The sequence below is a fragment of the Streptomyces sp. NPDC052107 genome (assembly GCF_040680215.1).
In the GTDB taxonomy this organism is placed as follows: domain Bacteria; phylum Actinomycetota; class Actinomycetes; order Streptomycetales; family Streptomycetaceae; genus Streptomyces.
This window is the reverse complement of the sequence record NZ_JBFAWG010000039.1, coordinates 21692-45528: the sequence shown is the minus strand read 5'-3', so window position 1 is coordinate 45528 and position 23837 is coordinate 21692. Positions and strand designations below refer to the sequence as shown.

The window sequence follows — 23837 nt, the reverse complement described above, 5'->3', positions numbered from 1 at the left end:
GGTCGTCAGATGGCGGTCGGCGTGCCGAAGTAGCGGGCGTTGTCGGCGGCGATGGCGTCCCAGTCGGCGTCGTGCGGGAAGCGGACGACGTCCCAACTGGCGTTGAAGAGGCGGTCCTCGGCGTCCTCGTCCCGGAAGGTGTCCTGCGCCTTGTCGGGGGTGTCGACGAAGACGGCCACGTTTCCGCCCGGGAGCCGGTAGACGAAGTCGGGCATCGCGTTCGCCTCGGTGAGGAAGGGTCCGGCCTCGTCCGGCAGGTTCAGTCCCCGCGCCTTCACCCAGCCGAGGAAGTCGCCCTGGGCGGCCAGCTCGGCCACCGATCGCGCCTTCCGCGTCAGTTCATCCCGCGTCGCCTCATTGCGCTGCTGTGCGAGATGGCCCTTCAACTCCGCCTGAATCGCCGGGGTCACCTCGTCTGGGGCGATCTCCCACACGAGATCGCCTGCTTTCCACCCATCCGGCGTCGGAGCGACTGCGGTGGCTACGCCGGGCCTCGCCTGGTCGAGCAGCCGCCGGTACTGCTCCGACCGCGACTCACCGCGCGATTCGCGCTCCGAAGTCGCCGAGGCGAACCGCACCAGCAGGTGCTGGGCCGCGTGGCGGTTGATCAGCGCGTGGTCGAGCTGGTTGCCGTACGTCAGCAGGCACTCGTAGCAGCCCAGGGCGCAGGGGCGGTCCGGGTGCGGGCCGCCCAGGTCGGTGCCGTCCTCGTCGAAGTGGCAGATCGACAGGGCGTACTGGGCCGCCTTCGCCAGGGCATCCGGCTCCGCCTGGAGGCGGCGCAGCACGCCCGCGCCGCCCTCGGCGGCCTCCATGAACAGGAACCGGTTCCGGGGTCCGTCGTCCGGCGGCAGCAGTTCGCTGGACAGCTCGGCGTCCTCCAGCTCGAACGCGGCCTCGATGCCCCGCTCCAGCGCGTACATGAGGGACAGCGCCTCGGGCTCGGGCAGCGCCTCGTCGAGGGTGACGACGAGGATGTTGCGGCGGTCCTCGACGTACGGGATGACCCGCTTCTTACGGCGCCGCTCCTTGCCGTCCTCGTCGACCACGGGCAGCTCGCTGGAGTCGCCGGAGGCCTCGGCGGCGTCCTTGTCGTTCATCCAGCGGCCGTCGGCGAGGTCGAGCCAGTACCCCGCCGGCTCGTCCTTCTTGGCCCGCACCCGGCCGAGGTTGGTGATGCGGACGGTCGCCGAGTCGCCGTACGCCAGATCGGCCAGCGACGCGCCCGTGGCGTCCGCGACGGACGCGTTGAGGCGGCCCTTACGGGCGCCGTGGTCCTGGAAGCGGTACGACATCTCCAGGCGGAAGCCTGCCCGGCGGCGCTCCTCCTCGTCGGAGGAGATCCGCTCCCGGCGCGTCGTGTACACGGTGTGCAGCTGGAGCAGGCCGTGGGTGGCCGCGCCCAGCGGTTCGTCGCACATGTGGCAGCGGTCCTGGCGCTCCGCCGGGTCGTGGTGGTATCCGCAGTGCGCGCAGCGGCGGGCCTCGCTCGTCGCCAGGTCGCCGGAGGAGTCCGGCGGCAGCTGGATGCGGGTCACCTGGTAGCGGGCGCCCTCGTGGTAGATGAGCGCGCCGGGGCCGAACTCGCGGATGGCGAGGAAGCGGGGGCGCTGGAGGTAGTCGCCGTCGCCCCGGCGGCGGCCGATCGTCGGGATGTAGGCGGCCAGGGGCAGGCGCGGGAAGCTGTAGCCGGGGAGGAAGCCCTCGGAGGCGAGGTAGCGGTAGGGGTTGAAGTCGGAGAGGACCGACTTGCTGTCGACGCTCTCGTTCATCAGCAGGTTGAGTTGTGTCTCCGCCTCGCGGCGGCGGGCGTTGGCCCGGTTGCGGTCGCTCTCGGTGAGGCTGTAGTCCAGGCGCCGCTTGTTCTGGATGTACTGGTCGTCGAGCGCCGCGCGGAACAGCTGCCGCCACCGGTCGAAGGCCCGGTCGAAGCGCTCCGGCACCGTGCGCACCCGGTCCTGGATCCAGTCGTCGTGCCACCACGTGGTGTCCGCGAAGTCCGGCAGAAGCGGGCCGAGCACCCTCAGGGCCGCGTCCACCGTGCGGTGCTGCGCACTCTCGTCCAGAGAGGCGGCGAGGATGTCGGGCAGCAGCTCCAGGTCGGGGTTCGGGCGGTCGCCGGTGTCCGGGTGCGACACGTCCAGGACCTCGGGTATCGCGCGGCCCAGCTTCAGGCCGGCCTCGGCGATCCATATGCCCTGCAAGTGGGAGAGGACCAGGTCCTCGTTGGCGAGGTCCAGGCGCGGCGGGGCCACCGCGCCCGCCACCATCCGCTCCGAGCGGCGGAAGTAGTACTGGTCGTGGCTGTTGCCCGTCGCGCAGTACGTCGTCACCAGTGCGGGCTGGCCGCTACGGCCCGCCCGTCCCGAACGCTGGGCGTAGTTGGCGGGCGTGGGCGGCACGTTGCGCATCATCACCGCGTTGAGGGAGGAGATGTCCACGCCCAACTCCATCGTGGGGGAGCAGTACAGCAGCTTCAGCTCCGCCTTGCGGAACGCCTCCTCGCGCCGCTCCCGCTCCTCCGGGGCGACCTGGGCGGTGTGCTCGCGGGCGAACAGCCCGGACAGCGCGCTCGCCGCCTCCTGGTACAGGTCCCGGAAGAAGGTGTTCACGCGCGGGCCGTCGCCACTGGGGTAGGTGCGGGTCAGCGGGTCGTGCGTGCCCGTCTCGCCCTTGCCGGCACGCCAGATCAGCGACTGGGCCGCCACCCGGTAGCCGGTCGTGGCCGGTGTCGTCGGCCTGCGGTAGCGGCCCGCGCGCTGCGGGGCCTCCGCCACCTCCTTCACCAGGCCGTTGGCGGCCAGCACCTTCAGCAGTTCCGCGATGACGAGCTGCAGATCGTCGGGGGAGAGCTTCTTGAACGAGGCGTCGGCACGCGTGAGGTACTTGCCGAACTTGCCGCGCGCCGAGACGAACAGGCCGGAGCGGTCCAGCCCCCGGCCCGACGGATGCGGGTAGGCGGTGCCCACGCGGGGCCGGTCGGAGGCCGACAGCACCCACGGGTCCACCAGCCGCTCCTCGCTCGCCCGCTGCAACGCGTCGAAGTCGTCACGGAAGTACGACACGTCGATGGCGAGCGAACGGCGCATCTCGTTGAGCAGCACCTTCATGATCTCGGCCCGCAGCGCCGGATCGGCGTCCCGCAGCGCCGCGTGGGTGTGCGCCCAGCGGTCCTGCTTGTCCGCGACCCAGCGCAGGTCCGCGTAGTCGATCTCCAGTAGGCCGGTCTGCTCCAGGTTGGGCATGGTGATGCGCCAGCCGCGCTCCAGGTCCAGGTAGAGCCGGAAGGCGACGACGTCGCGCAGGGTTTTGGCCGCGGACTTGGCGAGCGTCGGGGGCGATTCGTGCTCGCCCGTGTAGTCCATGGGGCTGATGCCGAGCGCGTTCGTCACCGCGGAGGCCAGCTCCTCATGGGTGAGGCCGTCCTCGCCCGCCTCCAGCGCGGCCCGGTACAGCGCCCCGCGCAACTGGGTGATCTGCACGAAGTCGTTGAAGTGACCGGCCTGAAGTGAGGCGTCCTGGCGGTTGTCGACGAAGGTCAGGAGCTTGCGGGCCTCCTTGTCCAGCGCCTCCTCCGGCACCGACTTCAGGGACCGCACCACCGAGGCCGAGATGAGGGAGGTCGCCGAGGAACGGCCCTCCTGGTCCAGCGTCGCCAGCTTGGCGAAGTCCCGGCCGCGCGTCTGCTCGTAGGCCACACCGCAGTGCAGGCAGAACAGGAACGGCGACGGGATGAACGCGGCCTGCAACTCGCCCCGGCCCTCGTAGCCGAGCGGGTCCACGGTGACCGCGCGCGGCACTCGGTCGCGGAACGTCTTCCTGACCACCTCCTGGCCCTTGTCGTCCACTTCCAGCCAGGACTCGGGCAGCCGGCGGTCGTCGACGGCGTACTGGACGCTGGAGGGCCAGGGCCGCTCCTGGTCGATGAAGAGGTAGCCGTCGCCCTGGCGTCCGCCCGTGGCGGAGGTGTCGCGGCGGGCTTCGTAGCGGACCTCGGCGTCCTTCTCGGTGCGCCAGACGGTCAGGTACTCCTGGCCGCACTCACGGCAGAACGCCAGTGGCATCAACAGCTTGCCGCCGCTGCCCGGCTGCTCCAGCTGGTAGGAGCGGGTCAGGTGGCGGGAGAGCTTGTCCTCCAGGGTGACGTAGACGGTGTCGCCCTTGGACAGGAACTGGTGCAGCCGGAACGCGAACAGGGGACGGTCGGTGACCGGGTGCCGGGCCTGCGAGCCGGCTTCCAGGGTCGCCTCGATGGCCGTGGCGCAGTCGTCCTTGGACACCCCCGAGCGCTCCGCCAGTTCGCCTGCCGCGACCTCGATCTTCGTGGGCCGGCGGCGCACCAGCCGGCCCGTGGCCTCGTCCGTGGCCAGGCCGAAGCGCGTCTCGATCCAGCGGGCCAGCGGGTCGCGCACCAGATCGTCGTACGCGCGCGGCGCGGCCGGTGAGGTGAGGCGCTCGGCGGGGACGGTGTCGGGCGCTTCGGCGGTGGCGCGTACGAGCGTCTCACCGATGACGTGTTCCGGCCTGACCGTCGTGCCGAACAGCCTGCTCGCCACGTCGGCGACCACCTTCTTCTGGTCCTCGACGGTGCCTTCGGTCGACATGGTGGCCGAGGTGCCGATGCACTGCACGTCGGGCGCCTGGCAGGCCTCGCGTACCCGGCGGATGAGCAGGGCCACGTCCGCGCCCTGCCGGCCGCGGTAGGTGTGCAGCTCGTCGAAGACCAGGAACTCCAGGCCCTTGGCCATCTTGATGAGGCTCGCCCGGTCGGCGGGCCGGGTCAGCATCAGCTCCAGCATCACGTAGTTGGTGAGCAGGATGTCCGGCGGGTTGTCGCGGATCTCCTTGCGCTTCTCGTCGTCCTCCTGGCCCGTGTAGCGGGCGAAGGTGACCGGCTCGTGGCCGTGGCCGTACCCGTCGCGCAGGTACTTCTCGAGTTCTTTGAGCTGACTGTTCGCCAGCGCGTTCATCGGGTACACGATGACGGCGCGCACCCGCTTGACCGCCTTCGGACCTTCGGAGTCCCGCTCATGAAGGACGCGGTTCACGATCGGAACGATGTACGACAGAGACTTGCCGGATCCGGTGCCGGTCGTCAGGACGTACGAGGCGCCGCGCGCCGCGGCGTCGACGGCCTCGCGCTGGTGGCGGTGGAGGGTGAGCGGCCGCCCGTCGGGGACGGTGCCGCCCTCAGTCTTGCCGGCCTGGAAGATCCGGGCGCACTCCGGGTGGAGGACCTTTTCGCCAACCAGTTCCGCCACCGTGCCGCCGCTCTGGAAGAACGGGTTGAGAGACAGCCAGGGATCGGGCCACTGCGACTTGTCGTCGAGGTCCTTCTCCACGAACGCCGCGATGCGGTCGTCGCGGATGACGGTGCCGCCCTCGGTGAAGTCGCGGTAGTCCTTGATGAGGGCGCGGTGCACACCGAAGACGTCCATCGCCGTGCCGGAGGCGGTGACCGGGGCCGGCCGCGGGGCCTGGCCCGAGGCGGCTGCGGTCGTACGGGTGGCCGTCGCGCACAGGGGCCGGGTCGGGTCGAGGGCGCTCCAGTGGGGGAGCCGAACCGTGCCCCCCTCTTGCACGGCCAACGGGGAGAGCACATCACGAACTTCGGTTGCGTCGGCGGGACGGTCCGCCGGGTCCTTCGCCAGCAGCCGCCCGACGAGGCGGATCAGTTCGGCGGGTATCTCGCTGCGGATGACGGCGAGGGGCGTCGGTTCGGCCTCGAGGTGCTTGCGGGCGAGTTCGTACGGGGACTCGCTGGTGAAGGGCGGTACACCGATGAGCATCTCGTACAGCACGCAACCCAGCGCGTACAAGTCGGCGGCCTGGGTGACCAGTCGGGCCTTGAACTGTTCGGGGGCCATGTAGCGGGCGGTGCCGACGCTGACGCCCGTGCTGGTGAGCCGTGCCTCGTCCGGGTCGTCGACGATGCGGCCCATGCCGAAGTCGAGGACCTTGACGGTCCCGCCCCGGGTCAGCATGACGTTCGCCGGTTTCAGGTCGCGGTGTACCACGTCGGCGGCGTGCGCTGTGGCGAGGCCGTTGGCGATCTGGGCGCCGATGGCGGCCACCCAGGAGAGGGGCAGCTGGCCTTCTTCCACGATGAGGTCACGCAACGTCTCGCCGTCGAGGAACTCCATCGCCAGATAGGGCAGTCCACCGTCCTGGGTGACGCCGCCTGCGATGAGCCCTGTCAGGTTCGGGTGTTCCAGGCGACGCATGATGCGGACTTCGCGGGCGAACCGCTCCACTGCCTTGGTGTCCGCGCCGGTGTCGATCAGCGCGCCGGTGCGGCTGCGCAGGATCGTCTTCACCGCGACCGTGTGTTCGGTGCTGCCCTCCGGGGCTTGGAGATCCTCGGCGCGGTGTACCTCTCCCATGTTGCCCTTGCCGATGACCCGTCCGATGCGGAATCTGCCATCGATCAGCTCGTGGCCCACGGCCGCCCCCTGCCCCTTTTTTGTCACTGTCCCGCTGCGGGACTGGCCCCTGCACCCGCCGCAACTCCGCTTGCTGGAGCGGAAAGTGCGGTCCCGGACACCGTACACGAAAAGTGTCAACATTCATAGTTCAACGACCCGTTGACACTGTTAACGCATCACCTCTACGCTCTGGCCGTCCAGTTGGGTCGGGGGGTGACATGGTGGGGCTTCATGCAGCCGGTGGGCAGGGTGCGCGCGTGTCGGGGGCTGCGCTGACGGAGCTGCTGATTCAGCTCCGCCGGGCCGCGATAGACGGCGTCGTGCCGGAGAACGTGTTTGCGGCACAGGTGCGCAAGCTCGAGCTCGGCGACAGCGAGCGCGAGCGGCTGAGGGAGGAACTGGCCAGGCTCCGCGTACCTGTCCAGAAATCGGTGGTGCATGCAAACATCGACACTCCGGATGTGGAAAAGGTTGCATCGAACCGTGAAGAAAATGTGTCCCCCCGGCTCGATCGAGTGCTGACCCTGCTCGACCGCTATGCGGACACCGGCGGATACGTGACATCCCGGGCATGTGAAGGCGTGATCCGGCTCGCCGGTCTCGACGCGCGCGAGGCCGCAGCCCTGCGGGCCGCGGCTCAAGTACGGGCCGAGGAGGCGCTGGAGACGACGCAGCAGGGCGCAGGCGCAGACGAGGGTCGGGTGACGGATGAGGACGCTGCGCAGGCCGGGGAGCACGTCGAGGAGGCGTGGACGGACGGTCCGCAGGAGGAGCCGTTGCCCGAGCCGTCCCAAGCGCTGGTTCGGACAGAAAGTGACCTCGCCGCTGCCGTCGCCAGCGCCCAGTCCGTGCTGGAGGAGGACCGTTTCCGCCGTCGACCCGAGAAGTACCTGCTCGCGGCCCAGGAGGAGGTCGGCCTCAGCGTGCTCCTGCGGGGCGGCGCTGACACCATGGCGCAAGAGCCCGACAAGGACGCGCTGAGCGGCCTGCCGCCGGACGACATCAGGGTCCGCGCGCGGGACTGCCTGGTCCTGCACAATCAGCGACTCGTGCACAAGCTGGTGCCGCGCTACCTCGATCAGGGGCTGGACTATGAGGACCTGTTCCAGTGCGGAGTGCTCGGTCTGATGACGGCGGCGCGGAAGTTCGACCCCGCCAAGGGCTTCAAGTTCTCCACCTATGCGACCTGGTGGATCCGACAATCGATCAGGCGGGGCATCGCGGACGAAGGAAACCTCATCCGCATCCCCGTGCACATGCATGAGCAGGTCTGCAAGGTCGCGCTCGCCGAGCGCACCCTGTACGGCCAGGGCAAGCCCGCCGGAGTCGTCGACATCGCCGTGTTCTGTGACATGACGGTGGAAAAGGTAGGGGCCGCCAGACGACTGAGTCGACGCACCGACTCCCTCGACCGGGTCATCAGCGACGGAGCGACCCTCGGCGACTTCGTCGGGGAGAAGCGCCCCCTGCCTTCGGTGGAGCACGACGTGCTCAACGCAGACCTGACCGAACACATCATGAGCGTGATGGACACGTTCCCCGAGCGAGAGGCGCGCATTCTCATACGACGCCTCGGCCTGGACGGAGACGAACCCGCGACGCTGGAACAGCTGGGGCAGGAGTTCGGCGTGACCCGGGAGCGGATCCGGCAGCTATACGTCAAGGCGCTGCCCACGCTGAAACACCGCGTGGAGGCGGCAGGCCTCGTAGGAGCGCACGCGCCCGAAGAGGAGACGGAACCCCATGCGGCGCAACCTGAGCGGATCATGGCACGCCCGCACCGTCGAGTGCCGGTTTCCACTGTCGTGCCGCGTGGGCAGGCGCAGGGGGCTGCGACGGAACACCGGGTGGTTGTCGGTGCCGCTGCCGCCGCGGCAAAGAAGCTCAGTGGCGTGACCGACGAGGGGACGGCGACGGTTCCGCTTGTGTTGCCTGTGGGGCAACCTGAGTTCGCGCATGGCGGCGAGCCGGCCGACGTGCCGGGCGAGCCGGATGCCCACGTAGTCGACGCGGACGTTGACCTGCCCACCGACACCCCCGCCCGGCCGATTGCGGACCTGCCTGCGCAAGCCGACGCGGCCCTGGCACCTGAGCCGGCGCACCGCCCACCTGCCCAAAGGGAGGTCAGCAGCCCCGCCGCGCCGAAGGCCGAGGTCGGGCTCGACGTCGAGAAGGAGACGGTTTCCGACGTGGCCGGCGCTGCCCACTTTCCGCAGAACGCCACCGACTGGGACAAGGCGCTCCAGATGTCGACACGGCCGTTCGGCGGGGGAGTGGCCTGGCTCGCCGAGTACGCACTGTTGGCCGTGGGGCACCCCCAACTGACGGTGCTCCTGGGACCCTCCGCTGCTGACGCCGTGGTGCGAGCCGGGCGGGCACGAGGCATGCTCGACCGTCCCGTGGTCTCCGCTCTGGAGGTGCTGCAGCGAGTCTTCGACGCCCTCAAGGACGCTGGGTGCAGACCCGAGCAATTTTTCGAGCGGCCTTCCGAGGCCTTGGTAGGGATGACGCCCAGGGCGTATCTGGCCGCACGGCCCCTGGTCAGTGGTGAGTCGCGTCTCGCGGTGCGCGACGCGCTGCGTGAGTTCACCCATGCACAGGCGGCACTGCCCGAGGGTGCCTTGCGGCCCGACAGCGCGACCACATCCGACGATCCCCGCGCCGAAAGCGAGTCTGCGTCGGTGGCTCCGCTTCCGCAGCACATCCAAGCCCGGCCTGCACTCCTTGGAGCGGATGCACAACCGCGTGCGGACGAGGCGGCCGGAAAGGTAGAAACATCGTCCGTGGGCGCTGGCGCGGGTACCGCGCCGCAGCCCCCCTCCGCGCAGCCGCCGCCGGGCACCGACCTGACCCTCGCGAAGGTGCGGGCGGAACATGAGGCTGTCACCGCCCTGCTGCAGCAGGAGCACGAGCGTCGGCTCACCGAGGAGCGGCGCGCGGCCGAACAACGGCTCGAGGCTGCCCAGGCGGAGGCCCAGCGTCAGGTCGACGCCATGGAGCAGACGCTGCTGCAACGCATGGATGAAGCACTGGCGCGACAAGAGCGGCATCTGCGACGCCAGGCCGAGGAGCGCATCGCGGAGCTCAGAGAGGAGCACCGCGAGGCGATCCTCGTTGCCACGCGGCGCGCGGAGCAGGCCGCAGAGGCGACCTCCCCGGCTGCCGCCCAGCGCATCTCCTGGTGGCAGGCACGCGCGAACGAGGCGCACCAGCAGCGGCGCCAATACCGCGAGGAGACACAGGAGCGCATCACGACCCTCGAGGCTGCGCTGCGACAGGCCGAGTCACAGCTTGCCGCCCGCGACCGCGCCGTCTACGAGGCGGGGCAGCGCGAAGCGGCCAGCGTGGCGCAGGCCCAGCAACGAGCCGAGGCGGCGGAGCAGTGGGCCCAGGCTCTGGTGGCGGCAGCGCAGCAAGCCGAGGCCAAAGCCGTAGACGCCGAAAAGCGAGCCGCTGCACGTCTGGCGCAGGCCGAACACGACGCCCGTGTGCGCATCGCCGAGTTGCAGGCACAGCTCGCCGCGCTGCAGAGCCCAACCGCCGGCCGGGCATCCTTGCGGGATCGCTGGCGCCGCTCCTAAAGGGCGAGCCGCGCCCCTGCCTCTTCAAACTTCCCGATCAGCCCCAGGAGCACCATGGACGCCCGACAGGAACTCGTCGCCTACCTGCACCGGCAACTCGTCGGACCCGCCGGCGGGGAGCGGGAAATCCTCGACGCCCCGCCCGACCGCCAGTACCTCATGGGCACGCTGTATCCCCAAGAGGCCGATCTTCAACGCCAGTTGAATCTCGCGGCGGAGGAGCTGGAAGGAAACGGCACGGAAGCCGCCGCCGACGACACCGCGCCATCCACCGACCCCGTTCCCGAGGCCAACTCCTGGCTGCCATCGTCCCTGGGGTTCAGCTTTTACACCGACACCAGCACCGTCACCGTCAGCTGCACCGCAGCCCGCTACGAGACCCGGGCGGCAACCGGCGAACGAGGCCGTCGCTGGGAACGCATCCCGCTTCCTGAGGAGACCCACACACTCGGACCGGACCGTGACCGCGTGCCGGTACTCGACGGCCGGGCCGAGATCCGCGTACGCCGCCGGACGTTCGGCAGGGGACAGCTGCTCACCATAGCCCTGGTGAACAGTGCGCATCACGAACAGGCCCTCGGCAAGGCGGCGCAGTGGGACCGGATGCTCTTCCAGGTGGGCCTGCAGGCTCGGCCCGTGGACGGAACAGTGCTGCCGTATCCGAGCGTCCGCCTGGCCAGCCGCGATGAGGAAGAACAGGAACTGCGGCTGCAGTACCGGCACGTACAGACACACGCCGTCGGGCACGGCTGCGCGGTCGAGGAGCAGCGCGAGGAGGACTCCGGGCGGGTGACGGGGGTCAAGGCCGCCGTCATGCCGCAGGCCGAGGTCGCCGGCACCCGGGCCGCAGGCCTGACGGATTCCCCCGTCCTGAACGTGTCGCACCTTGCGGACCCCGCACTCTCCGGCGACCAACTCCGTGAAGAACTTGGCGAGTTCGCGGCCCACTACCGGGCCTGGTACGTAGGGCAGCTCAACACGGACATCCCCGAGTGGGGGCGTGAGGCCGCCGACCGGATCCTTAGCCGGATCGGCACAGCGATCGCCCGCATCGAGTCCGGCGTACGCACGCTCTGCGATCCGTGCCGCCCCGAACTCCTCCACGCCTTCCGTGCCGCCAACCGTGCCATGGCCCTGCAGATGCGACACTCCGCCCGCGACCAGGCCGGCGAGCGGCGCTCCCGCCGTGAGCCCGTCCTGCTCGACCCGGAGCCGAGCCTGGACGCGACCTGGCGGCCATTCCAGCTGGCGTTCTTCCTCCTGTCCCTGGACGGTGTGGCCGACCCCCGGCACCCCGACCGCGCCACCACCGACCTGATCTGGTTCCCGACCGGTGGCGGCAAGACGGAGGCATACCTGCTGTTGGCCGCCTTCGTCATGGTCCTGCGCCGCTATGCGCCCGACGGCGGGGGAACCGCCGTCCTCAGCCGCTACAGCCTGAGCCTGCTGACCACGCAGCAGTTCCAGCGCGCGGCCACCACCGTCTGCGCCCTGGAGACCCTGCGCCGCGCGGACCCGGACACCTATGGGAAGGAACCCTTCTCCATTGGCCTGTGGGTGGGTGAGGCCACCTCCCCCAACACCTACGAGGCCGCCCGCGCCACGTTCGACGAGGTACGCGCCGCTGCCCGGCCCGAGGACGCCTTCATCCTGGACCGGTGCCCCTGGTGCGGCACGCGCATCCTGCCCGCCCACAAGTCCCCCGACATCACCGACTACGGAGTGCGGGCGAGCGCCGATTCCTTCGCCTTCTACTGCCCGCGCGAGGACTGCGCCTTCCATGACGAGCTGCCCGTTGCCGTCGTCGACCAGCAGCTCTACCACCGGCCTCCCACCTTCGTCCTCGGCACCGTCGACAAGTTCGCCCGACTCGCCTGGGAGCCGTGCGCCGGACGACTGTTCGGCGCCGACACCAAGAACCTGCCGCCCTCGCTCGTCATCCAGGACGAGCTGCACCTGCTCACGGGACCGCTTGGCACCACCGTCGGCCTGTACGAGTCGGCCATCCTCGGGCTGTGCACCACCAGTGACGGAGTCGGTCCGAAGGTGGTGGCCTCCACAGCGACCATCCGCCGCTCCGGTGAGCAGATCCGCGCCCTGTACGGCAGTTCAGTGCAACTCTTCCCACCCGCCGGACTCGACGCCCGCCACTCCTACTTCGCCGAACCCGACACCTCACGGCCCGGACGGCTCTACCTCGGCGTCATGGCCCAAGGCCACACGGCGGGCCGTGCCGCCGTGGCCACCGCCGCGGCCATGCTCCAAGGCGCCTGGGAACTACCGCTGGAACACCGCGACGCCTACTGGACCCTGGTCGCCTACCACCACAGCCTGCGCGAACTCGGACGCACCGTCACGGCCGCCGCCGACGACATCCCCGCACAGCTCAAAGGCCTCGACTCGGGCTCAGGAATTCGCGAACTGACCGACCAGCACGTGCAGGAGCTCACCAGCAACCTGCCGCGCGCGGAGCAGCCGGTACTCCTCGACCGGCTCGAAAAGCCCTGGGACGATGCGCAGTCGGTGTCCTTCCTGCCCTGTACCAACATGCTGTCCGTCGGCGTCGACGTGAAGAGGCTGGCACTCATGCTCATGCAGGGCCAGCCCAAGACGACCGCCGAATACATCCAGGCCACCAGCCGCGTCGGCCGACACACCGTGCCCGGACTCGTCGTCACATTCTTCAACGCCACCCGTCCACGCGACCGTTCACACTACGAGACGTTCGACGTATTCCACCGCTCCCTCTACCGGCACGTCGAACCGACCAGCGTGACCCCCTGGTCCGTGCCCTCCCGACGCCGCGCACTGCACGCCGCACTCATCATCCTCATACGACACCGCCTTGGCCTGGCAGCGGAGAACCAGGCGGGACACATCCTCGACCGCATTCCCGAAGCGGAAAACCTCATCGAGGAGTTGACGACACGCGTCGCGACCGCCGGCGAAGCCGTCGCGGCCGACGCCGTACGCACCGAACTCGGCGCACTCCTCGCAGACTGGGAACAGGCCGCCCGCGAGGCACGCAAGGACGGCCGCGAGCTGTACTACCGCAGCCAGGGCAAGGGCCAGTCCAACCTCATCAAAAGCTTCGAGCAGCGCTACGGCCTGTGGGAGACACCCAACTCCATGCGCAACGTCGACCGAGAATGCCAGGTGATGGTGAAGGGAGCGGACCTGTGAGCCGCACACTACGGGTACGCCAGTCGCAGACCGTCCTGCCCTTTGGCGTCGGAGCCGTCTTCGACATCCAGGGCGAGTCATTCGTAGCCACCGGCATCGGCGACTGGCCACAGCGGGCCAAGCAGCGCGTGGACGCGCCCAGACTCGCCTCGCGCCTCGGAGTGACCGGCTTCTACGCCGCTCCGCCCACCGCCAACGACCGCTACGACACCCCGGACGCCCCCGGCGCGCCTTACATCCGCTTCCCGTCCTGGCTGTTTTGCGGGGCGTGCCGGCGCATGAAGCGCTGGCGCATCGCCGACGAGAAGCCGGGACAGCCACCGCGCTGCCCGTCCTGCTCGCCCGGACGGACGCTGGCGCCCATGAGGTTCGTGCAAATCTGCTCCGCCGGTCACCTCAGCGACGTCGACTGGTGGTTCTGGGCCCACTCACGGCGCGAGGCTGGAGAGCGCAGGGAGTGCGGCGAACGCGAAAAGCTCCGCTTCCTGGTCTCCGAGCGGGCCTCCGGCCTCGAAGCCCTGTCGGTTGCCTGCGCGGCCAAGGGCTGCGGCGCCTCCCGCGATCTGCTCGACATCCTCGGCACGCACGGCATGCGCTGCTGCGGACGCAACCCCTGGCAGCGGAGAAACGAAGCGGTGGAGTGCACCAAGCCCGTTCAGATCGTGCAGCGCACCGCTGGCAACCTGTACTACCCCGTGGTGCACTCAGCCCTCGACATCCCGGAGACGCAAACCCCCACGCACCACGCCGACGAAGACCTCGCAGCCCGGGTACGCGAACACGACCTGTGGGTATCCCTGTGCAAGGTGGCTGCAACCCCGCGCGCCGACGTCTTCCGCTCGATGATCCAGGACGACACCGGCGCCGACGACGCCCTCCTGGACCTCCTGATCGCCGAGGAGACCGGTCAGATGCCGGCGACCGCCCCCGGCGCGGCTGCCACGCCCGAGCGTCCCGACCTCAGCCGCGAGGAATGGGCTGCCTTCATGGCACCCGTCCCCCCGGCCACACGTGACTTTGCCCTGCGCGAGACCACGCTCGGTCTCGCCCACGAGACCACCCAGCCCTGGGCGGGGCTGCACCGCCGCATCGGACGGATCCTGCTCGCCGACCGACTGCGCGAGGTCCGCGCCCTGTCCGGCTTCACCCGCGTGTCCCCCGACGCCACCGTCGTCCCCGCCGACACCACCAGGCGCCTGAAGTGGCTGCCTGCCGTCGAGGTCTTCGGTGAAGGCATCTTCCTCACCCTCGACAAGGACGCCCTCAAAGAATGGGAAGCCGACGGGCAGGTACGCCGGCGCGTCGCCGGGATGCGTGCCGACCTCGACCGCGCTTTCCACAAGGACCGCCTGGAGGCCCTGACCGGGGCGGAGCTGTCCCCCCGGTTCGTCCTGCTGCACACGCTTGCACACCTCCTCATCCGCCAGCTCTCCTTCGAATCCGGCTACACGACGGCGAGCCTGCGCGAACGGATCTACGCCCGCCCCGACCAGGATCAGTACGGCATCCTCGTCTACACCGCGGCCGGCGACGCCGAGGGCACCCTCGGCGGCCTGGTGCGCCAGGGCGAACCGCCCCGCCTGGCCGAGACGTTGCTACGCATGACCGAGGCAGCCGCCTGGTGCTCCGCCGACCCGCTGTGCGCCGAACACTCCGGGCAGGGCTTCGGCAACCTCAACCGCGCGGCCTGCCATGCCTGCGCTCTGCTGCCCGAAACCAGCTGCGAGGCCGGCAACACGCTGCTCGACCGCGCCCTTGTCGTGGGCGGCGAGCACGTGCCCGGCTACTTCGAGCCCATCGTCACCGCCGCCCGAGCAGAGGCGGCTGCAGCTGTGGAGCAGCCCACCTCATGACACTCACCTACCTCGACCTCACCCCCCAGCAGCGGGCTGCGCTCGACGACCTCCCGTTCGACGGCAACCACCTGATCAGCGGACCCCCCGGCAGCGGCAAGAGCCTCCTCGCAGCCCAGCGGGCCGTCATGCTCGCTCTGATGGGCACGCCGGTTGTCCTGCTCACCCGCTCCAACCTCCTACGCCAGTCGCTGGCCGCCATCGTCCACGCCCTGGGCCCGGCGGACCGCAGCGTACGCGTCGCCACCGCGCACTCCTGGCTTGCCGAGTGGTACGGACCCAAGGCGCCGCGCAGCGAAGACGGCTGGTACGACTGGCCTGCCTTCTACGAGCGGGCCGCGACAACCGAGCCCGATCCGTCCCTGACGCTCGTCGTCGACGAAGGCCAGGACCTGCCGCCCGAGTTCTACCGCCTGTGCCGACTGCTGGGGGCCCGCACGACGGTGTACGCCGACGAGTGCCAGCGCCTGACCGACACCAACTCCACCCTCGCGGAGATCGCCCAACGCCTCGGCAAGTGCACGCGCCACGAAGTTGACGGCAACCACCGCAACACCCGCCAGATTGCCACGTTCGCCGCCCACTTCCACACCGGGGCCGGCCTGCCCGCGCTACCCGATCGAGACGGCCCGCTGCCGCGGGTGCACCGCCTGCCCGACCGGGGCACCGTCGACCTGCTGATCCTGCTGGCCCAGCAGCACCCAGACCGCAGCATCGGTGTGATCGTGAACTCCCAGCGCACCCAGTTCTCCCTGCTGGGCAGTCTGGAGAAGAGAGCACCCCGCCTCAAGCCGCAGCTGTACACCTACCAGGCGATCAAGGGCCGCTACCGCACACTTGACCTCGGCCGCCCGGGAATCGTCCTGGTCCACCGCGCGAGTGCCAAGGGGTTGGGTTTCGACACGGTCGTCGTACCCGACACGCACACCGACGCGGCCATCGACCCCACCTCCGCGGCCCTACGGATGACCTACTACGTCTTGGCGACCCGTGCACGACGCGAGCTGCATCTCGCGTACGAGGGAGAGGCGGAACCCGCGCTGCTGGCCCGGGTGGGACGGCGCGAGTTGCTGCGCGGCTGACAAGAGCCGCCTCGCGAGGCTGGGGCGGCCAAGGCCTGCTGCCGGGTGCTGATGAGCCCCCATGTTCACGCCGGGCGTGCGCCTCGGGAAGCGTGACGCCCCCTCCAAGCGCCCCGTGATGGGCGCTTACGGTCTTCCGAAGACGAGGCGTCCGGCCGGTCGTTACGCCTCGCTGGGAGCGCGGCGCGGCCAGGGGAATGGCGCCGTCGCGATGCCGTCCCGTTCGGCCGCCGTGGGGGATGGGGGCGGCGTGAGGATCCACGGTAGAGATCACACCAGTTATGAGGCGGCCGTGCGGGCTGCGGTGTCTGCGTTCGGTGCTGAGGTGACGCCGAAGCTGCGAGGCGGGGGATGGCAGGAGGATCAGCTGCGTGGCCCGCTGGAGAACCTGATGCGGTCGGTCTGCCGGGGGCTGGGCCTGGAGGTGACGCTGACCGGCGAGGTTCCCCTGGTTGACCTCAATGCCCGTCCCGACTACGCCGTTGCTGTGGGCGGTGCACCGGTGGGGTTCATCGAGCTGAAGAGGCCCGGGACGCAGGCTGATCCCTCCGCCTACACGGGACGCAACGCCGCGCAGTGGGAGAAACTCCGGTTGCTCCCCAACGTTCTGCTGTGTGACGGCGACGAATTCTCCGTCTACCAAAACGGCCAGAAGGTTGGCGATGTGGCCCGGATGAAGGGCTCGGTCCGTACATCAGGTGCCCGGCTTGCTCCGGCCGACGGCTGCCTGGCTCGAGTACTGCGTGACTTCCTCACTTGGAAACCCCTGGCTCCGCGCACCACCGGCCAGTTGGTGCGGGCCGTTGCCGGGCTGTGCCAGCTGCTGTCGACGGAGGTAGGAGAGGCAATCGCCCTGGAAAAGGCGTACCGCCGCCAGCCGGTGTTCACCCAACTGGCTAAGGACTGGCGGCGCTTGCTGTTCCCAGAGACCACGGACGGCGAGTTCATCGAGCAGTTCGGCCAGGCCGTGGTGTTCGCTCTCTTGCTCGCCCGGGTGGAAGGCATCGTGTTCGAAGGCGACACGGTCACCGGCATCGCCACCAAGCTCGGCAAGAAGCACTCCCTGATGGGTAAAGCGCTGGAAGTCCTGGCCGGCGAGTCGGTCAGCGAACTGTCCACCACGCTCACCACCTTGCTGCGCGTCGTCGGCGTGGTCGACTGGGAGCTCCTCGATGACGGCACGGGCGACGCCTACTTCCTGCTGTACGAGCACTTCTTGCACATCTACGACCCGGAACTGCGCATCCGGACCGGTTCCTACTACACGCCGCGGGGTGTAGTCGCGGCGATGGCGCGGCTTACCGAAGAAATCCTGCAACACGAGGGCTTCGGCATACCCTCGGGCTTTGCCTCCCCCGACGTGGTGCTGGTCGATCCGGCGATGGGCACGGGCACATTCTTGCTGACCGCTCTGGAACGGGCGGCCGACACCATCAGCGCGGAGGAAGGGCCAGGCGCCGTGGGCCCGCGCCTGCGGGAAATGGTCGCGCGCAGACTGGTCGGCTTCGAGATGCAGACAGGCCCCTTCGCAGTGGCCGAACTGCGCATGCACGCCATGCTCAAGCGCTACAAATCGGCTGCTCCCGCCAAAGGCCTCAGGCTCCTGGTGGCCGACGCTCTGGACAGCCCCACGGCCGACGAGCACTGGATCCCCCACACCTACCGGGCATTCGACGATTCGCGCCGCCAGGCCAACCACATCAAACGTGACGAACGTGTCATGGTCATTATGGGCAACCCGCCCCACGACGCCGTACGCAAGGGCGCGGGCAAATGGGTGGAACGAGGCGATCCCGCGGCAGGGATCCCCGCCCCAATCGACGCCTTCCGGCTCCCAGGCAACGGCCGCTACGAATCGAAGTTCGCCAACCTTCACGTGTACTTCTGGCGCTGGGCCACCTGGAAAGTGTTCGACGCACACGCGGACGCCCCGTTCGGCGTCGTCGCACTGCTCACGCCGAAGGCATGGATCAAAGGGCGGGCCTTTGCGGGCATGCGCCGCTACCTGCGCACCACAGCCGACGCCGGCTGGATCATCGACGTTTCACCGGAAGGCCAGCGCGCGGACGTGGCCACACGCATCTTCCCCGAAGTTGCACAGGAACTGTGTATCGCGGTCTTCGTCCGCTGGAAACAGCCACGGCCCGGGCCACCGGTCTTCAAACACCTCAAGGTCGCAGGATCTCGCCGGCAGAAGATCGAACGGCTGACGGCCCTGACCCTGGATGACCGCGAGTGGCGCACCTGCGCCACAGACCAGACAGCTCCCTTCCTGCCGCCCGGCAGCGACCTGTGGGAGACCTCTATCCGCCTGCAAGACCTCATGCCGTGGTCATCACGCGGAGTGACCCCCGGACGCATGTGGGTGTACGCACCCGACAAGGAGACCCTCGAAAAACGATGGCGACGCTTCCTGGCAGCCGACACCGAACGACGCCGCACCATGTTCGGTGAAGCACGCGATCGGCACCTCGACAGCAGCGTCGAACCCCTCCCCGGCGTCACCGGCTACGACAAGACACCGCTGCGCACCGAGGGCCGTCCCCAGGCCGATCCCGTCCGGGTCGGCTACCGCGCCTTCGACCGCCAATGGATCATTCCGGACCACCGACTCATGGTTGTCGCCCGCCCCGACCTGTGGCGCGTACGAAGCAACCTCCAGATCTACGTCATCGAACAAAACGCCCACCCCATAATCAACGGCCCCGCAGTCATCTTCAGCGCACTCCTGCCCGACATGGACTACTACAACAACCGCAGCGGCTGCACCCACCCGCTCTACCGCAACCGAGCCCCAACCCTGCCCAACCTCGCCCCCGGGCTGGTTCAGCTCCTGCGCCGCCGCCTCGAACAACCCGTCACCGCCGAAGACGTCGTGGCCTACATGGCGGCGGTCGCCAGCCACCCCGCCTACACGCAACGCTTCCTCCAAGACCTGGAAGCCGGCGGAGCCCGCATACCCCTCACTGCGGATCGACACCTGTGGTCAGAGGCTGTCACCCTGGGACGGCGAGTGCTATGGCTGCACACCTACGGTGAACGGTACGCGGACCCCGCCGCCGGAAGACCCCATGGAAAAGTCCTGCTCGCCACTGACCGACCCCAGTGCCTGCAGGAGATACCCGACGATCCCGAAGACATGCCCGAACGGCTCGTCTACGACCCAGTTACCCAAGATCTCTGGATCGGCAGCGGGCGTATCAACCCCGTCCCGCCACCCGTCCGGCGCTACCAGGTCTCCGGCATGAACGTCCTGGACAAGTGGTTCGGCTACCGCAAGCGCACACCGGCAGGAAAAAGACGCCTGGAACTCGATCACGTCGTTGCCGACCGCTGGTCTCCCGCATGGACCACGGAGCTATTGGAACTACTCAACGTCCTGGGCCTCTTGGTACGAGAAGAACCAGCCCAAGCCGAACTCCTCGACGCCATCTGCACCGGCCCACTGATCACCACCGCCGACCTGTTCACCGGCGGCGTTCTCCCCGTACCTGCCGATGCCGCCAAACCCCTCAAAGCCGCATCGGACGAGCCAGACAGCCTCTTCGACCTATGACCGCCCATAGAAGAGGGGTACGAGGCTGGCCGGGGCAAAAACGGTGTGCCGCGGGAAAGCCGTCCCATGCGTCGCCGCCACCTGCGCCGCGACGCCTCCACCAAGGGGCTTGACCCAAGGCCGGGTAGTTAGCGTTTTCGCAGGTCACGCAAGTGAGGCTGGAGACCACGGTGTTGCGGCGTAGAGGCAGGGGCCGAGTTTGTGGATGAGGCCGCTGGCGGCCCACCGATTCAGTTGTCTGTACATGGTCTCCAGAGTGACATCGCCGAAGTGGGCGGCGATGTCACGGGGCTGCCAAAGACGCGTGGGGTCTTCCTGGAGCAGGGCCAGGATGCGGTGTCGGCGCCGCGCGGCTGGGGCGGCGTGCCGGTCGTCCCGGGAGGCCGAGGGAAGCGCGGGTGAGTGATCCAGGGGTTCGAGGACAGTGACGTTGAGGTGGGTGACGGTGCGGCTGGTGTCGGGGCGGCCGTCTTCGCGTCGCTCGCTGTAGCGGGACATCGGGGACTTGACTTTGCGGGTGCTGACCCGTTGCTGGCGGGGCGGGAGCAGGCCGGTCAGGATCCGACGGCCGATCGTCCCAAGGAGAGTGTCCCGATCGGTGTCCGTGGTGACGATGCCGGTGGCCTGGATCACCTGGTCGCGGGCGGTGTGGAGCGTGATGCTGAAACAGCAGCGGTCCGGGTCGGTGCCGGGGAGGGTCTCGGCGGCACCGACCATCACGGTGCGTAGGGCCTGGTAGAGCGTGAGCAGTGACCACATCTCTTGCTCGATGCCTGCCGGGTCGCCCGAGCGGAGGTTGCGCCCGTTCATGATCGTGTGGCGGAGCGCGTAGTACGCGGATTCGTGTTCCCACCGCTGGTGATAGAGACTCACCAGCGCGGTGGCGGGGTAACGGCGGGCGTCGGTCAGGGTGGTGACCAGTCGGTAGGACCCGGTGAAGGACGTGCCGTCCGCGCAGGTCACGGCGATCTGTGCGTCGATGATCCGCACTTTCACGGTGCCGATCACCGACAGGTAGGAGCCGTCAGCGAGGCGGGTGAGGACCGGCGTGCGCCGGTTGCTGCGGAGCCGGCCCAGGACCTGGGCGCCGGTGTCGGTGACCCCGGCGAGGAAGGCGTTGCTGTCGAATCCTTTGTCCCACAGCACCAGCATGTCCGGCCGCAGCAGATGCAGCAGTCGGCCGGCGTAGCTTGTCTCGCCCTCGGCGGTGGGGCCGAACACCGCGCCGACCAGGGCCCGGGTGCCGGTCTCGACCAGCGTCATCAACTCCAGCGTCGGATAGCCATGATGCGAAGTCCTGCCCAGCCAGGCCCGGTTCCGTTCGGAATCGGGAACCCTCAGCGAACTGCAGCCGTCGAACGACACCGTCCGGTACGAACCGAAACGCACACCTGGCGTCGTCGGACGGGCCAGCAACCCGGCCAGCACCTCGAACAACGCCCGCACCGGCGCGCTGCCGATCCGCCGGCGCAGGTCACGCAACGCCTTCGCCGACGGACAGACCACTGGCATCCCGGACAGACCCGCGGTCAGCTTGTCCCAGACGAGGCGATAGCCGACCTCAGGGAACAGGCACATCGCCAGCAAGAAGTAGACCCCGACCCGCGACGGAAGATCACGCAGCCGCTGCTGCACCGTCCTCGTCTCCGCAAGGACCGCGTCCACCAGCTCAAACGGCACGACCGCCGTCAGTTCCCCCAGATGCCCTGGAGCGAACCGGCCCCCGGCCACGGTGACCGTTCGAGTGATGGCCGTCAGCGGAGACGGCAGGACACAATGACGGGGCAACGGAGCTCCTTCGGGACAAGCTGTCTTGGTCGACTGCCTGTACCAACGAGTTCCGTTGCTCTGCGTCGGAAGTCCTTCAACGAGCTTGCGTGACCTGCGAAAACGCTAACTACCCGGCCTTGGGTCAAGGCCCTCCTGGGCATCACCCCCAAGCCCGACCCCAACGGAACTTGATCAAGCCCTGACTTTTCCGGAGTCTGAGAAATGTAATCAACTCCTGATTTTGAGGCGACCTCATTTGTGAGTCTCGAATTTGTTGGGAGTGAACTTAATTTTTGTGTGCGCCAAGTTAAAACGGACATCGGGTGGGCTTGATGGGGCCCTGACCAGCGTGTATGCGTTTCTGGCGTGATTCGTGGTGATTGGGTTGACGGATCACCGTCTCGTCTTCTGTAATTAAGAGGAAGCGCCACAAAATCCCTACTCGTTTACTTCCTTAGGAGAGCCATGCTCGCTGACGGCCGAGTGCCTTACGCAGTGGAAACGCTCCGTGACCTCCTTGTCGACACCGATTCCATCTACCTCTTGCGTCGCGATCTGACAGAGATCTGGCGTCGAGTCGAGTTGCAGCGCCTCGTCGAGCCATGGCAGAGCAATCCGCCTACGACCGAGGCTGGTGATCCGATCAGCGGGGAGGAGATGTTGGAGCAACTCATGAAGACCCGGCGAGTCCGGCTGAGCAGGGGACAGGCGGTGGAGTTGCAGTTCGCGCTCGAAGAGGCGGGCGTCTACTGTGACCCTGCTTTGCGCTTTCTGACCTCCGGCACCGACAAGGTCCGCATCTTTCGCAAGTGGCGTGACCGAGCTTCGGCTGACCAGGGTCGGCAAACACATCGGGGTTCGACGCGCGCTGACTTGGCGTGATGACGGCCAGCCACCAGCGTGATCTTGAGATCGAGACACGTGCGATCCGCACGCACATCTCCTAGACGAGCGCCAGGAGGTACGTCGTAGAACCCACTGGGGTGGGGCGCGTTGCGCAGCAGACCGTTACACGGTCATCCGCCTTCGGCGGTCCGACGCCCATGCGGAGGCAGCCGGGGTTGGACGCGGAGAATCCTTCCCGTCAGCTGCTCCAAGTGCGACGCTGTCGACGCGCCGCTCCCACCTCGAAGGCGTGCGCACTGAGACCGTCGCGTGGGAGAGGACCCCGGGCGACGGCCTTCGAAGACTGACATCCAAGCCGGGCCCACACTGCTGCAGAATTTCGCTACCTCGCCTACGAGCTGCATACAGCGTTGTGAACGAACGCTGAACCGCTTCAAACCATCCGGTGCATCCTTAGCGGTCGAACTTGGTCTACTGATTTGCCAGCTGGTTATACGCCTTCTGCGGCGAGGACGGTTGCCACCAGCCAGGGGGTGGATCGTGTGGGGCGGCGAGCAGGTCGCTGAGATAAGCGGTGATTGTGAAGGTGGCCTGGGGATCGGCGATGAAGGCGGTGGGTTCTACGAGGTGGGTGACGATGAGCGGCACCACACGCCAGCTGTGCCTGGGCGGGGCGCCGCAGGCAGCGGCGGCAGCGTCGGGGTGCGCGGCGACGGTGTTGGCCTTGCGGCGCAGTCTGAGAAGGTAGCCGGTTTTCGTCTTGGTGAATCGGTCGATGTGCTGTTGGAGCGCGTGGGGTGAGTGTCCGGGGTGAGGGTGCTTTGCCTCGACTACCCACAGCCGCTCGGCTGCCGGGTCGGCGATCAGCAGGTCGATCTCGCCGGAGTCGGTGGGCAGGCCGAACCGGTTAGCGTCCTTCTCCTTGAGGTTGCCGAAGTGCGGCATGCCCAGGCGGGAGGCGACTGCGGCGATGTCGGCCTCCAACTGCTTCTCCAGCACCTGCCGGTGCACGGTGAGCGCGTCGCGCACTTTTTTCGGCAGTTCGGCGTGGGGCAGGCGTCCGTCGTCGAAGGCGGTTTGGTAGACCTGCTGTGCGGCATGGACGAGCCACGGCAAAATCAGGATCCGACCGTCCTGGTGGGCGATCAGCGGATGTGTGGTGAGCCGGGTTCGGCGTTCGACTTCGGTGTAGGCGTGGTCACGGTGGTCGGCGGCGTTTCCTTGGTGCAGTAGCAGCCGGGCGAGCGCCGCCCGGACCTGGGACTCGCCAAGATCAGACCACGCGGCCGTCTCACGGATGAAGTCCTCGACCGTGGTGACGGCGTAGCCGTCCGGCCCAGTCGGCCAGTCCACTGCTACGCCAAGGACCGCGGCCATCGCGTCGAAGCCACAACCCCACGCGCCGTGCAGGAGCTCGTCCGCGCGCGCGAGTGGACTGCCCGGATGGACGCGCGGCGGGTTGAACGTGTGGGGGCTGCGCGTCGGGGCATCACGGTCGAGGGGTGGCGGAGATGTGTCAGCGAAGGGGTTCCGCCGGGCCT

The 23837-nt window shown here is 68.6% G+C and carries 9 protein-coding genes; 6 read left to right on the top strand and 3 right to left on the bottom strand.

From position 1 onward, the window contains the following. Positions 1-5: 5 nt before the first annotated feature. Entirely contained in the window at positions 6-6443 is a 6438-nt protein-coding gene (locus tag AB0M27_RS30595; protein WP_365726323.1) for a protein kinase, read from the bottom strand. Positions 6444-6682: 239 nt separating this feature from the next. On the opposite strand from AB0M27_RS30595, the gene AB0M27_RS30590 reads away from it, so the two are divergent. From AB0M27_RS30590 to AB0M27_RS30570, 5 genes are all read left to right on the top strand, one after another. Further along, complete coding sequence (locus AB0M27_RS30590) at positions 6683-10006, top strand: sigma-70 family RNA polymerase sigma factor (protein WP_365726321.1); 3324 nt, start codon at positions 6683-6685, stop codon at positions 10004-10006. Between the two features lie 54 nt (positions 10007-10060). Next, entirely contained in the window at positions 10061-13189 is a 3129-nt protein-coding gene (locus AB0M27_RS30585) for a helicase-related protein (RefSeq protein ID WP_365726319.1), read from the top strand. Continuing rightward, positions 13186-15042 carry a DUF1998 domain-containing protein gene (locus AB0M27_RS30580; RefSeq protein ID WP_365726318.1) on the top strand — a complete coding sequence of 619 codons (1857 nt, stop codon included), beginning with the start codon at positions 13186-13188 and terminating at the stop codon, positions 15040-15042. The genes AB0M27_RS30585 and AB0M27_RS30580 overlap by 4 nt, the downstream gene beginning before the upstream one ends. Continuing rightward, entirely contained in the window at positions 15039-16124 is a 1086-nt protein-coding gene (locus AB0M27_RS30575; RefSeq protein WP_365726317.1) for a DNA helicase, read from the top strand. The genes AB0M27_RS30580 and AB0M27_RS30575 overlap by 4 nt, the downstream gene beginning before the upstream one ends. Before the next feature lie 325 nt (positions 16125-16449). Next, a complete protein-coding gene (locus AB0M27_RS30570; RefSeq protein WP_365726315.1) occupies positions 16450-19680 on the top strand; it encodes a type ISP restriction/modification enzyme in 3231 nt (1076 codons plus the stop codon). Positions 19681-19824: 144 nt separating this feature from the next. On the opposite strand, the gene AB0M27_RS30565 is transcribed toward AB0M27_RS30570, so the two are convergent. Then, positions 19825-21411, bottom strand: a complete 1587-nt coding sequence (locus tag AB0M27_RS30565) for an IS4 family transposase (protein ID WP_365726354.1) — start codon at positions 21409-21411, stop codon at positions 19825-19827. Positions 21412-21915: 504 nt separating this feature from the next. On the opposite strand from AB0M27_RS30565, the gene AB0M27_RS30560 reads away from it, so the two are divergent. Beyond that, the gene (locus AB0M27_RS30560) at positions 21916-22332 is read left to right on the top strand and encodes a hypothetical protein (RefSeq protein ID WP_365726314.1); all 417 of its coding nucleotides are present in this window, start codon (positions 21916-21918) and stop codon (positions 22330-22332) included. Between the two features lie 435 nt (positions 22333-22767). Here AB0M27_RS30560 and AB0M27_RS30555 read toward each other — a convergent pair whose 3' ends face one another. Further along, complete coding sequence (locus tag AB0M27_RS30555; RefSeq protein WP_365726313.1) at positions 22768-23673, bottom strand: hypothetical protein; 906 nt, start codon at positions 23671-23673, stop codon at positions 22768-22770. Positions 23674-23837 lie beyond the last annotated feature (164 nt).